Origin of the sequence: Rhodobacter sp., from assembly GCA_020637515.1 — a bacterium.
In the GTDB taxonomy this organism is placed as follows: Bacteria; Pseudomonadota; Alphaproteobacteria; order Rhodobacterales; family Rhodobacteraceae; genus Pararhodobacter.
The window spans coordinates 2,485,037-2,496,942 of the sequence record JACKKG010000001.1 but is presented as its reverse complement, the minus strand read 5'-3'; the positions used below and the strand labels follow the sequence as shown (position 1 = coordinate 2,496,942).

Annotated in this window: 12 protein-coding genes; 5 read left to right on the top strand and 7 right to left on the bottom strand. The window is 69.0% G+C overall.

Annotated features, from left to right (window positions below):
• Nucleotides 1-150: 150 nt before the first annotated feature.
• Entirely contained in the window at nt 151-831 is a 681-nt protein-coding gene (locus tag H6900_12240) for a ribulose-phosphate 3-epimerase (protein MCC0074049.1), read from the bottom strand.
• Nucleotides 832-914: 83 nt separating this feature from the next.
• Here H6900_12240 and H6900_12235 point away from each other — a divergent pair, with 83 nt between their 5' ends.
• Both H6900_12235 and H6900_12230 read left to right on the top strand, forming a co-directional pair.
• Nucleotides 915-3,524: a DUF2339 domain-containing protein gene (locus H6900_12235; GenBank protein ID MCC0074048.1), complete on the top strand. Its 2,610-nt coding sequence runs from the start codon at nt 915-917 to the stop codon at nt 3,522-3,524.
• 229 nt (nt 3,525-3,753) lie between these two features.
• Nucleotides 3,754-4,140 carry a hypothetical protein gene (locus H6900_12230; GenBank protein ID MCC0074047.1) on the top strand — a complete coding sequence of 129 codons (387 nt, stop codon included), beginning with the start codon at nt 3,754-3,756 and terminating at the stop codon, nt 4,138-4,140.
• Between the two features lie 18 nt (nt 4,141-4,158).
• Here the strand turns inward: H6900_12230 and betC are convergent, their stop codons facing one another.
• Nucleotides 4,159-5,664, bottom strand: a complete 1,506-nt coding sequence (gene betC / locus H6900_12225; protein ID MCC0074046.1) for a choline-sulfatase — start codon at nt 5,662-5,664, stop codon at nt 4,159-4,161.
• 149 nt (nt 5,665-5,813) lie between these two features.
• Between betC and H6900_12220 the strand changes: the two genes are divergently transcribed.
• The gene (locus tag H6900_12220) at nt 5,814-6,650 is read left to right on the top strand and encodes an alkaline phosphatase family protein (GenBank protein ID MCC0074045.1); all 837 of its coding nucleotides are present in this window, start codon (nt 5,814-5,816) and stop codon (nt 6,648-6,650) included.
• Nucleotides 6,651-6,656: 6 nt separating this feature from the next.
• On the opposite strand, the gene H6900_12215 is transcribed toward H6900_12220, so the two are convergent.
• Nucleotides 6,657-7,679: a tellurium resistance protein gene (locus tag H6900_12215; protein MCC0074044.1), complete on the bottom strand. Its 1,023-nt coding sequence runs from the start codon at nt 7,677-7,679 to the stop codon at nt 6,657-6,659.
• A 134-nt stretch (nt 7,680-7,813) separates the two neighbouring features.
• Here H6900_12215 and H6900_12210 point away from each other — a divergent pair, with 134 nt between their 5' ends.
• Together H6900_12210 and H6900_12205 are read left to right on the top strand one after the other, a co-directional pair.
• Entirely contained in the window at nt 7,814-8,785 is a 972-nt protein-coding gene (locus H6900_12210; protein MCC0074043.1) for a glucokinase, read from the top strand.
• Between the two features lie 61 nt (nt 8,786-8,846).
• Nucleotides 8,847-9,530: a M48 family metallopeptidase gene (locus H6900_12205; protein ID MCC0074042.1), complete on the top strand. Its 684-nt coding sequence runs from the start codon at nt 8,847-8,849 to the stop codon at nt 9,528-9,530.
• A 120-nt stretch (nt 9,531-9,650) separates the two neighbouring features.
• On the opposite strand, the gene H6900_12200 is transcribed toward H6900_12205, so the two are convergent.
• From H6900_12200 to H6900_12185, 4 genes are all read right to left on the bottom strand, one after another.
• On the bottom strand, nt 9,651-10,199 hold the full coding sequence (locus H6900_12200) for a VOC family protein (GenBank protein ID MCC0074041.1): 549 nt from the start codon (nt 10,197-10,199) through the stop codon (nt 9,651-9,653).
• 214 nt (nt 10,200-10,413) lie between these two features.
• Nucleotides 10,414-10,974, bottom strand: coding sequence for a hypothetical protein (locus H6900_12195; GenBank protein ID MCC0074040.1), 561 nt, complete (start codon nt 10,972-10,974; stop codon nt 10,414-10,416).
• Between the two features lie 26 nt (nt 10,975-11,000).
• Nucleotides 11,001-11,375 (bottom strand): curlin, encoded by a 375-nt coding sequence (locus H6900_12190; protein ID MCC0074039.1) that lies wholly within the window; start codon nt 11,373-11,375, stop codon nt 11,001-11,003.
• A 50-nt stretch (nt 11,376-11,425) separates the two neighbouring features.
• Complete coding sequence (locus tag H6900_12185) at nt 11,426-11,833, bottom strand: hypothetical protein (protein ID MCC0074038.1); 408 nt, start codon at nt 11,831-11,833, stop codon at nt 11,426-11,428.
• Between the last annotated feature and the right edge of the window lie 73 nt (nt 11,834-11,906).

Genomic DNA, 11,906 nt, shown 5'->3' with positions numbered 1-11,906 from the left:
CGGGTTTTTGCGCGGATGGCAGGTGTCTCTCTTGCCGTGTCCTTTCCCAACCCGATGCAGCAAGGCTTTCCGGTGCGGTTTCCCCGCACCGGAATGGCCATGCGCTGTGCGCCCCCAGGCGCCGTGCGCCCGGCGGGGGCCCCGAGGGGGTTAGAGGCGGGCGGCCGTCCGGATCGCGCGGATGTTGGCGCCGTAGGGCGCGGGATCGGCGACCGAGCCGCCCTTGAACACCGCCGAGCCCGCCACCAGAACATCCGCCCCGGCGGCCGCGACCAGGGGCGCGGTCTCGACCGTCACGCCGCCGTCGATCTCGATATGGATGGGGCGGTCGCCGATCATCGCGCGCAGGGTGCGGATCTTGGCCGTCATGTCGATGAACTTCTGCCCGCCAAAGCCGGGGTTGACGGTCATCACGCAAACCAGATCCGTCAGATCCAGCAGATGCGCCACGGCCTCGGCCGGGGTGCCGGGATTGAGCGCGACCCCGGCTTTTCGGCCGGTGGCCCGGATCGCCTGAAGCGTGCGGTGGATATGCGGGCCGGCTTCGACATGGGCGGTGATGATGTCGGCCCCGGCCTCGGCAAAGGCGTCGATATAGGGATCGACCGGGGCGATCATCAGATGCACGTCCATCACCGTGGTCACATGCCGGCGAAAGGCTTTCACCGCGGGCGGACCGAAGGTCAGGTTCGGCACGAAATGGCCGTCCATCACATCGACATGCACCCAGTCGGCGCCCTGGGCCTCGATGGCGGCGATCTCGCGACCAAAATCGGCGAAATCGGCGGACAGGATCGACGGGGCGATCTTGATGGCGCGGGAAAAGGTCATGGCAGCTCGCGGCGGGTTGTGTCAGGGTTGCTCCACGCCCTAAGCCATCGGCTGGTGTGCGTCCACAGCAAAGCAGTTGTTCCATGGCCGATGTGTTCGTCATTGCGGTTCTGCTGATCCTGATCGCGGTCCTTGTGTCGGTGGCCGCGCTGGCCATGGCCAGCCGGGCCCGCCGTCAGGTCGATGCCTTGTCGCACCGCGTCGCGCAGTTGGAACGGGCCCTCGCGCCCGAGACCACGCCCGAAACCACTCGCGAGGACGCCGCCGCCCAGCCGGCCGCGCCCGCCTCCACGCCCTGGTCTGGTCCGGCGGCCCAACCGCCGCGATCGGATCCCCCCGCCGCGCCGCGCCCCCCGTCGATCCTGACGCGGTTCGGGCGGTGGTTGCGAACCAACTGGATTTACCCGGTGGCGGGTGTCGCGCTGGTGATGGCGGCGATCTATCTGGTGCAATATTCCATCGAAAAGGGCCTGCTGTCAGCGCAGGCGCGGATCGGCCTGGCGCTGGCCCTGGGCGCGGCGCTGATCGCCGGCGCGCTCTGGTTGCGCCGCCGCTGGGGCGAGGGGCAGGGCGGGGCGGGTCAGGTGCCGGCGACGCTGGCCGGGGCCGGGGCGGTGACGCTGTTCGCGGCCATCCTGTCGGCCTATCACCTCTATGCGATGCTGGGGCAGAGGGCGACGCTGGTTGCCCTGGCGTTGACCGCCGCGCTGGTCCTGGGCCTGGGCTGGGTGCTGGGGCCGATGCTGGCCGCGCTCGGCGTTCTGGGCGGAATCGCAGCGCCATTCCTGCTGGGCCCGGGCGAGGGTAGCGACCTGCTCTACGGCTATTTCGCAGCGATCGCGGTTCTGGGCACGGGAATCGACGGATTCCGCCGCTGGCGCTGGGTTTCGGGGCTGGCGGTGGTTGGGCCGCTGGTGGCGGGCGCGCTGACCCGCCTGGGCGGCGCGGGCCCCGAAGGGCTGGTCGCGCTGGTCGGCGTGGTGGTGTTGGTCGGCACGGCGTTGCCGGGCGGGGCGCTGATGCCGCAAGTGCGGGGGCCGATGATCCATCGCGCACCACGCAACGGGGTGCTGATCGTCGCCGCGCTGGCCATCGGACTGGGGGCGGCGGCGTTGATCCTGCTGGTTCCGGCACGCCTGGGCATCCTCGCCGCGGGGGCGCTGGCGCTGGCGCTGCCCCTGTGGACGCGCCATGCGCCGGCGCTGGACGATCAGGCGGGCGTGGCAGCGCTGATCCTGCCCGCTGCCGTGGCCAACGCCGCCTCCACGACCCCGCTGTTTCTGGCGTTGGGGCTGTCGTTGACGCCCTGGTTGCCGCTGGCGGCGCTGGCGCTGGCGGTTGGCGTGGCGCTTGTGCATCTGTGGCGCAGCGAAGCGGCCCAGGGTCTGGCGCGCCGCAACTGGGCGCTGGCCTCGGCCGCCGTTCCCGGCAGCGTTGCCATCGTGATCGAGGCCTTGTGGAAGCCCGCGACGGTGCTGGGCGCCGACCTCTGGGCGCTGGCCTTGATGGGGCTTGCGGCGGTCTATACCGCGCTCGCCGTCTGGGCCGGGCGCCGCGACGCGGGGCAGGGCCCGCGGCTGGGGGCCTATATGGTCGGCGCCTTTACCATGATCGCGCTGGGGCTGATGGTGATGCTGGGCGGCGTCGCGCTGACCGGCGCGCTGGCGGTGCTGCTGGTCGCCGCCGCGGCGATGGACCGGCGGCTGACGATCCCCGAGCTGGGCTGGATCACCGGGCTGGGCGCCATGGCCCTGTCCGTGCGGTTGCTGTGGTCGCCTGGGCTGGACCGCATGATCGGGGCACAGATGGGGCCAGCCTGGGAGTTCTGGCTGGTTCTGCTGGCCACGCTGGGGGGCCCCGTGGTCGCTTTGCAGGTGACGGCGCGGTTGCCCGAAGCGGGGGCCCGCCGCTGGGCACGGGTGGTGCTGGATACGGCCGTGACCGGCACGATCCCGATCGCCGTGGGCCTGATTCTGGCGCGCTTCCTGTCGGACGTGGTGCAACCCCATGCCGCCCTCGGGATCGAGGCCACGGCCCTGATCGCGATGGCCTGGGTCCAGAGCCAGCGCGCGGATCGCCTCGGCGCGGGGGGGATGCGCCGGATCCGCCGCGTCCTGGCCGCGCTCTTTGCCACGCTGGGCCTCGTGACCGTGATGCTGGGCCTGACGCTGATGTCGCCGCTGCAAGGACAGAGCTGGGTGTCGGGGCCGGTCGATGGCTGGCCCGTGCTGAACGACCTGGTGATCGCCTACGCGTTGCCCGCCGGTGCGATGGCCTGGGCGGTGCGCGGGCGTCGGTCGCTCTGGGCGGGGGCCGGACGGGCGCTGGCCGGGCTGCTGGCCGCGGTCTGGGTCGCGCTGGCGATCCGCCAGCTTTGGCACGGGGGCAAGGCGATGGCGCTGAGCGAGGGCTTCGCGCAGGGCGAACTTTACGCCTATACCGTCGCGCTGCTGCTGGCCGGCGCCGGGGCGTTGGCGTTGGCCTTGCGGCTGGGCGGGCAGCGCTATCGTCTGACCGGCCTGGGGCTGATCGGACTGGCGGCGGCAAAGGCCTTTCTGGTCGATGCCGACGGCCTGAGCGGGCTGCTGCGCGTCGGCGCGTTCCTGGGGCTGGGGCTGTCTCTGGCGGGGCTGGCCTGGCTGAACGCCTGGGTTGGCGCACGGGATGGGGACCGGGATGTGCGGGATCCGTAAAAGTCCGATAATCGGTATTATGTAATATAAATGCGCAACACGGCGCCCCTAAAGGTTGCGCAAAAGCCACAGACATAACGTTAAGGTGAAATTCGCAGCACGAAAGCTTGTTTTTCGCCCGGGACTTCGATGAGTCTTAACGTGTTCTTAAGAGGTTCGTGCGAGGAAGTCATGGCAGAGTGCGAGTTCCCAACACCCACGCCTTGATGTGCCAGGAGCGATCGGTCCAATGATACAGGGCACTGTCCAGATGCACGCCTGCACGCCGTTTGCACCCGTCTCGCGCGCGCTCAAGGCGGCGCTTACGGTGCTGGTCATCGAGGCGCCGGATGCCATGCAGATGCTTGCGCCGGGCACGGAACAGCGCGCCGTCGTCTTCACCCAAAAGCGCATGTTGAGCCGCCAGATGCTGGAAACCGTTCAGCCGGACGCCATTGTCGGGCCGCTGATTTCCAGCGACTGGGACATCGTCGATCTGGGGACGACCCTGGAATCGTTGGGATATTCTGGCAATCTCTATGCGCTGACGCGGCCACTGCCGCGGGCTGAACTGGTCGTGCGAGAGGTCGGCGCGGCCTGCCCCGGCCTGACGGTTCACCTGCTCGAAACCGCCTGACAGGCGCTCGCCGGCGCCTTACTCTCCGCGCGGAAACCTCTGATTTTCCTCGAGAACATTCAGGTCCATGTGATTGCGCATGTAGCGGTCGCCCGCATTGCGATACGGCTGGAAATCCCAATCCGTATAGCGGCCCTCGCGCAAGGCACCGTAAACCACCCAGCGCCGCGCCTGACTTGAGCGAACTTCGGCGTCGAAGTCCTTGAGATTCCAGCGTGCCCGGGCCATCGCGCGCAGGCGCTCCACCACCGGCGCAAAACCGGGATCGGTCGCCAGGTTGCGCCGTTCGCCCGGGTCGTCGTCCAGGTTGAACAAGAGTTCGGGATCGGCGGCGCAGGCGATGTATTTCCAGGGCCCGTCCACCAGCCCGACCATCGGCGCGACCGAGCCTTCGGCGGCGTATTCCATCGGCACGGGACCGCGCCCACCCGTGCCATGGATCAACGGCACAAGGCTTTCGCCGTCGGTCCAAGGCGCGATCCGCGCCGCGTCCAGGCCGGCCAGATCGCAGATCGTCGGCAGGATATCCAGCGTCGAGACAGGCTGATCCACCCGCCCCGCGCGAAGTCCCGGCCCCGCGATCATCAGCGGCACCCGGGCCGCGGGTTCGTGGAAGTTCATCTTGAACCACAGGCCGCGCTCGCCCAGCATCTCGCCATGGTCCGACAGGAACACGATCACCGCCTCTTGCCGGGTCCGTTCCAGGACATCCAGAATGGCGCCGATCTTGTCGTCAATATAGGAAATATTCGCGAAATATCCTTGCCTTGCGCGGCGTATTTGATCCGGCGTCGCATCGAAGTTCCGATAGTCGAAACTGTCGAGCAGGCGTTTGCCGTGAGGGTCCTGGTCGTCGTAGGCGATCGGTTCGGGCGGCTCCAGTTCGGCGCAGCCCTCGTAAAGGTCCCAGTATTTGCGCCGCGCCACGAACGGGTCATGGGGGTGCGTGAAGCTGACAGTCAGACACCAGGGCCGCGGGTCGTGGCCGCGCGCCAGATCGTAGAGCTTCTGCTCGGCCAGATGCGCGACATCGTCGTCGTATTCCAGTTGGTTGGTGATCTCGGCCACCCCTGCCCCGGTCACCGAGCCCAGGTTGTGATACCACCAATCGATCCGCTCGCCCGGTTTGCGGTAATCCGGTGTCCAGCCGAAATCGGCGGGATAGATGTCGGTCGTCAGACGCTCCTCGAAGCCGTGTAGCTGGTCGGGGCCGACGAAATGCATCTTGCCCGAAAGCGCCGTCTGATAGCCGGCCGCGCGCAGATGGTGGGCATAGCACGGGATCTCGGACGAGAATTCGGCCGCGTTGTCGTAGACCCCGGTGCGGCGCGGCAACTGGCCGGCCATGACGCTGGCGCGCGCGGGGGCGCACAACGGACTGGGGCAATAGGCGCGCGAGAATCGGGCCGACCTTGCCGCCAGCCGCCGCAGGTTGGGCGTGTGCAGGAAGGCCGCCGGACCGTCCTGGAACAGTGTGCCGGTCAGTTGATCGACCATCAGGATCAGGACGTTCGGGCGGGACATCGCGGGCCTTTCCTTGCCTTGGTTGCGCCGATCCTGACGCCCGGGCGCGACCCGCGCCAGCCCAAAAGCGACCCACTCGTCCGTGAATTGCGACGGCTGGTCAAAGCCCGGCACGCCGACTAGGCTGCCTCGCAAAACCGGAGGGTCCCATGCCACGCAAACTGCTTCTCATCATCCTGGACGGCGTGCCCTACGGCAACTGGCGGCGCTATTTCGGCTGTCTTGAGGGGTGGGTGCAGTCGGGCGAGGCCCGGGTCTGGCGGATGCGCGCTTCGCTGCCGTCGATGTCGGGCCCGTGCTATGCCTCGATCCATACCGGCGTCTCGCCGCAAGAGCACGGGGTGCTGACGAACGCGCATATCTTCCGCGTGTCCAAGCCCGACATCTTCGGCCAGGTGCGCAAGGCCGGCGGCGTGACCGGCGCGGTGACGCATTCCTGGTGGTCCGAGTTCTTCAACCGGGCGCCCTTCGATATCGTGCGCGACATCGAATACGACGAGCCCGAGAGCGACAGCATCAACCACGGCCGCTTTCACACCATGTCGGGCTATGACCACCACAACCAGGCCACGCCCTCGGACGTGGACCTGTTCGCGACGCTGACCTCGCTGTGCGCGCGCTTCGGTCTGACCTATGGCATCCTGCACACCTGCACGCTGGATTCCATGGGCCACCGCTATGGCCACGACTGCGCCGAGATGGACCACGCCTGCGCGTTGCTGGATGCCATGCTGGCCAAGTTCCTGCCGGCCTGGATCGACATGGGCTACGAGGTGATCGTGACCGCCGATCACGGCCAGTCGCTGCGTGGCCATCACGGCGGCACGGGCGACGACCAGCAGGACTTTGCCCTCTATTATTTCGGCCAGGCCGAGGGGCCGGCACGCGACGCCTTGCTGCATCAACTGCAACTGGCGCCGACCATCCTGTCGCGACTGTGCGCCCCCATCGCCGAAACGATGAAGGCCGAGGTGTTCCTGCGCTGAACCGCGTCAGACCGTCGCCGCGTTCGTCCTGGCGCCCAGGGCCCCCTTGGCCCACAGCGTCAGGACCTTGACCGCGATCCAGCTGTTCAGGGCCGAGGCCACGATCACCAGAACCGCGCCGATATAGAGGCCGGGCTGCCCCAGCGCCAGAATCGAGGCCGTGGCCGCCGCCGCCAGCGGAAAGGTCAGCGCCCCCCAGAACGGCGAGAACCCGGTGCCCAGCAGCCAGTTGGCCTTGATCGCCAGCACGACGATCAGCACCAGCGCGAGGATCGCGAAACCGGCGGCCAGACCGGGATGGCCCAGCAAGGTGCCGACCGTGGCGAACAGGCTGGCGGGGGCCACATGGATCGCCAGCAACGGGCGCAGCGGCGCGGGCGGCACGCGGGTGGCGATCTGCCAGAGGCTGGCGCCCCAGATCAGCACGGCGATCGCCATCGTGGCCCAGAAAAGACCGCTCGCCACCGACGCATAGCCCAGCGGCACCAGCGTGAGCGGCGCCAGGATGTAGCCCACATAGGTCAGGTGGAAGACCGGCGTGACCGCGCGCCCCTCGGCCGGGCCTGTCAGCAGTTTCCAGCCGATCAGCGCCCCCAGCCCCGCCAGCGCAGCCAGCGCGACGGCGACAAGGCCCAGGGCGACACCCGGCGCATAGGGCCTGAGCGCGGCGCCCGCCAACATCAGGCTGAGCACCATCGCCGCCAGCCCGGCGCGGCCCGGCAGAACGGCGATTTCCTCGACGATCACGCCGGGACGGCGCAAGGGTTTCGACAACCAGGCCACCAGCGCAAAGGCATAGAGCAGCGCGACCGCGCCCAGGATCGCCTCGCCTATGGGTTGCGCCGGCGCCAGACCCGGCTGCATCGCCAGGGTGCGCCAGGCCAGGCCCAGGCCGAACAAGCCCAGGATCGGAGGAAAGATCGCCGGAGGCGTGCGGCGCCACAGGCCCGGGGTCCGTTCGACCAGGGGCGGCGGCGGCGGGAAATGGCGCGGTTTCACGGTCGGCAAGGGGCGCGGGTTGTCGGTCATGGGGGACTCCGTCGGAACGCTCGATCCTTGCCAAACGCCGCGCCATGCGCAAGGGGACAGGACGTCGCGTCAGATTGGGCGTGCAGCCGTGCCGCGGTTGGCGCTATGTAGGGACAGCCCAAGCGAGAATCCCGATGCCGGACCGTATCCTGAAACCCTGGCCCTTTACCCCCGCGCCGCAACTCGTGGCCGATGTCGGCGGCACCAACACCCGGGTCGCCCTGGCCGACGGCGGGGTGCTGCGGCAAGGTTCGATCCGGCGCTTCGCCAATGCCGGGCAGGATTCGCTGGGGACCATCCTGCGCGCCTATCTGGCGCAAACCGCGACCACCGATTGCGCCGGCCTGTGCGTTGCCGTGGCGGGTCCGGTGCGCGACAGGATCGCGCGGATGACGAACCTTCCCTGGGTGATCGCCGCGCCCGACCTCGCGCGCATGGCCGGCACCGACCGGGTGGCCGTTCTGAACGATCTTCAGGCGCAGGGCCACGCCTTGCGCGCCCTCGATCCGCGCCATCTGCGGCCGCTGCTGAAGGGCCGGCCCGCGCCCGAAACCGCGACGCAACTGGTGGTCGGCGCGGGCACCGGGTTCAACGCGGCACCCGTGCACCACCTGCCGGCGGGCACCTTTGTCGCGCCGTCCGAATCCGGCCATGTCCATTTGCCGCAGCACGGCGAACAGGAACAGGCGCTGGCACGCCATCTGGCGCAACGCCACGGCATCGCCACGGTCGAAGAGGCGCTCTGCGGTCGCGGTCTCGAAGCGTTGCACCACTGGGTCAGCGGCCAGGCGGTTCCGGCCGACCGGCTGACCGTCGCGATCGCCGCCGGCGACCCCGACGCGCGCGAAACCGGGCAGCTTTATGCGCGCCTGCTGGGCCGGGTGCTGGCCTCGCTGGCGCTGACCCACCTGCCCCACGGCGGGATCTATCTGATCGGCAGCGTCGCCCGCGCCATGGCCCCCGCGCTGGTCGATCTGGGCATGGCCGAGGCCTTTGCCGACATGGGCCGGTTCGCGCCGATGATGGGCGACTTCGCCGTCTCGGTGGTCGAGGACGACTACGCCGCGCTTCTGGGCTGTGCGGCGCATCTGACCGCCCTGCCCTGAGACCCCGGCCCGGGCCCTGCGTGGTCTTGCCGGGCGCGCGAAAAGCCACCATATCTGGGCGATGCTGCGCCTCGCCCCGATCCTGATCGCCATCGCCTATGGGCTGGTCTATTGGCATTTCTCGGCCTGGCGCACGGCGCGGGCGCTCGATGCCCGGTCCACCGTGCTCAGGGATTCCCGGCTGAAGGCCGTGACCGACCGGCTTGCGCGTGCGCTGGATCTGCCGGACATCCGGGTGCATGTGGACGAGGTCCCGGTGCTGAACGGGCTGGCCGCGCCGGACGGGCGGATCTTTCTGACGCGGGGGTTCCTGGACCGCTACGACGCAGGCCAGGTCAGCGCCGAGGAACTGGCCTCGGTCATCGCGCATGAGTTGGGCCATGTCGCCCTGGGCCACAGCCGGCGCCGGATGATCGACTTTTCCGGCCAGAACGCGGTGCGGGTGGTGCTGACGGCCGTTCTGGGGCGCCTGCTGCCCGGGCTGGGTCTGTGGCTGGCCAACGCGCTGGTGGGGTTGCTGGCGGCGGGACTGAGCCGTCAGGACGAATACGAGGCCGACGAATACGCCGCCGCGCTGCTGACCAAGGCCGGGATCGGGACCGAGCCGCAAAAGGCGCTGCTGCGGCGCCTGGATACGCTGACGGGATCGCGTGGCGCGCCGCCGGTCTGGCTGGCCTCGCATCCGCCCACGCCGGACAGGGTGCGCGCCATCGAAACGCTCGAGTCCCGCTGGCGGCAGCAATAAGGGGGCGCGACCCATGGCCCCGCCCCCCGTATCTGGATCCTGACATCGGGTCAGGTCTGCGCAGCCCCTGGGAGGGGGCCGTGTCTGGCCCGTGACTGGCCCGTGTCTGGCCCTAACCGGTCAGACCGCGGGTTTGTCCAGTTCCTTGGCGTGCAGCCAGGCCGCGTGCTGCGGCGCCTTTTTGGTGCGCGACCATTCCTCGAGCATGTCCCATTTGACCGCGTCCAGGCGGGCCAGCATGCTTTCCTCTTCAGGATCCGGGCAGGCCAGCTCGACGCGGTGGCCGTTGGGATCGAAGAAGTAGATCGAATGAAAGATCGAGTGGTCGGTCACGCCCAGAACCTCGACCCCCTGCGCCTCGAGATGCTCCTTGAATCCGATCAGCGTTTCGCGGTCCTTGACCTTGAAGGCGATGTGCTGGACCCAAATCGGCGTGTTCGGGTCGCGGCCCATTTCGGGTTTGGTCGGCAGTTCGAAGAACGCCAGGATGTTGCCGTTCCCCGCGTTCAGGAAGATGTGCATGTAGGGATCGGGTTCATGGGTCGAGGGCACCTCGTCCTCGGCGATGGCCAGGACGAAATCCATGTTCAGCTTGCTGGTATACCACTCGACCGTTTCCTTCGCGTCCTTGCAGCGATAGGCGACGTGGTGCATCTGGTCCAGTTTCAGGACGGGCGCGTTCATCTGGGGTCCTCCGGTTAATCATTGCACTTGCAACGGTATGTCCTGAAGAACCACGAATCGCCCCCCTGTGTCAAGCACGGCGGCCGCACCGGTCTGGTGCGGCCTGCCGGAAGCAAGGGGCCGGCGGTCTGGGTCTAATGGTCCGGGACTGGCGGCAGGGGGTCGCAACCCGCCCGCGATCACCGGCGCCGGGGGGCCCTCAATACCCGGGCGCGAACCGCCACGGGCCGAATCCGATCGCAGGGTCGAATCCGATCGCGGGGTCCAGCCTGGTCCGGGCTCTTGGCAGCATCGCCTCGACCCGGTGCCAGGCGGGGCCATCGAAACGCTCCGCTCGGTGCGCCCCCGGTCCGATCCCCGGGGCGTCCAGGGCATCGCCGCACCGCCCTCGCTGGTTTGCCGCGACAGCCCAGGCGCGGCCCCACAACACCAACCCCGACGCAGCGCGCGGGGCTTGCGGTGCCAGGCCGAACCAACGCAGCGTCGCAAGGGGAAGCAGACGGTGCGAAGCCCCCTCGCCCGCTTGCAGCCGCATCGGTGCAGGGTCACGCCGGGCGGGGCTGCGGTCCGGCGCAGGCAACGCCTGCGGCCGGATCTCGCGCAGCAACCGGCGGGCCGGTGCCAGTTCGGGCAGGTCCAGCGCCGCAAGGGCCTGAGCGGGGGCCTGAGCGGGCAGCGGGCGGGCGTCGTGCGCCTGGACGGCCGTTGTGGCAAGGGCGGTCGTCAGGACGAGGGCGGGGGCGATGATCCATCGAGACATGATGCGGGTCCTTTCCTGATAAAACGTTACCATCCGAACTGGAGGGTGAGTCCGGTCTGGCCTCCGGTCTGGACGATGTCGGCGTTGGTGTTCTGTCCGAACTGGAAGAGGCCGTAGGCGTTGTTTCCGCCGGTCTGCTGGATGGCGCCGGAGTGGCCGGTGCCCTCCTGGTGGATGATGGCGTGGTCGGTCGCGCCCTGGGCGATGGCGGCGGCGTTATGGGCGCCGGATTGGGTGACGTGGCCGTTGGCGTCGATGTCGTTGTGCAGCGCATAGAGCGCCAGGCCGAGTCGCAGGGCCTGGGCCTCTTGCGCCGAGGCGGGGGTCAGGCTGATCGAGACGGTGTTGGCGACGGCCGGGGTCGAGAGCGCGAGAGCGGCGGCAAAAGCGAGCGTTTTCATGGGTTTGGTCCTGTTAACAAAGTGTTGGGAAAATTGCGTTTGGATGACATTCAGAGGTCGGGATCGGCGCAGGTCAGGCGGCGGCCACCGATTCGCACCTCGAGGGCGACGCTGTGGCGGGCGGGCGCCCCGTAGAGTTCGGTCTCGCCCAGCAGGGCGGGCTCACCCGGGCGCGCGTTGAAGGCGCCCGACTGGTGGATCGTGGTCTGGCCCCCGCCGGAGCGGCTGGTGATGGCCATGTCATAGGTGCCGGCGGCGGGCGTCGCGCTGGTCACGCGGCCGGCGATGCGGGTGCCGCCGGGCACGGCGTCGAGCGCGACCTCGCAGCGTTGCGGGGCATTGCTGGCGCCCTGGGGCGCGTCGGTGTCGGCGCTGGCGACGGTGCAGGCGGCGGCAAAGCCGGCGAGGGCGAGGCCCAGGAACAGCATCGGGGCCTTGGTGTGGAAACGGGGGCGCATGGCGGTCTCCTGTGGCGAAAGGGAACGGACAAGGGGCGAGACGGAGGGCAAGGCGGAGGGCGAGACGGAGGGC

Coding starts and splice junctions, on each gene's coding strand:
- H6900_12235 (MCC0074048.1), top strand. CDS start 915: ATGGCCGATGTGTTCGTCATTGCGGTTCTGCTGATCCTGATCGCGGTC.
- H6900_12215 (MCC0074044.1), bottom strand. CDS start 7,679: ATGACCGACAACCCGCGCCCCTTGCCGACCGTGAAACCGCGCCATTTC.
- H6900_12210 (MCC0074043.1), top strand. CDS start 7,814: ATGCCGGACCGTATCCTGAAACCCTGGCCCTTTACCCCCGCGCCGCAA.
- H6900_12230 (MCC0074047.1), top strand. CDS start 3,754: ATGATACAGGGCACTGTCCAGATGCACGCCTGCACGCCGTTTGCACCC.
- H6900_12195 (MCC0074040.1), bottom strand. CDS start 10,974: ATGTCTCGATGGATCATCGCCCCCGCCCTCGTCCTGACGACCGCCCTT.
- H6900_12190 (MCC0074039.1), bottom strand. CDS start 11,375: ATGAAAACGCTCGCTTTTGCCGCCGCTCTCGCGCTCTCGACCCCGGCC.
- betC (MCC0074046.1), bottom strand. CDS start 5,664: ATGTCCCGCCCGAACGTCCTGATCCTGATGGTCGATCAACTGACCGGC.
- H6900_12220 (MCC0074045.1), top strand. CDS start 5,814: ATGCCACGCAAACTGCTTCTCATCATCCTGGACGGCGTGCCCTACGGC.
- H6900_12185 (MCC0074038.1), bottom strand. CDS start 11,833: ATGCGCCCCCGTTTCCACACCAAGGCCCCGATGCTGTTCCTGGGCCTC.
- H6900_12205 (MCC0074042.1), top strand. CDS start 8,847: ATGCTGCGCCTCGCCCCGATCCTGATCGCCATCGCCTATGGGCTGGTC.
- H6900_12240 (MCC0074049.1), bottom strand. CDS start 831: ATGACCTTTTCCCGCGCCATCAAGATCGCCCCGTCGATCCTGTCCGCC.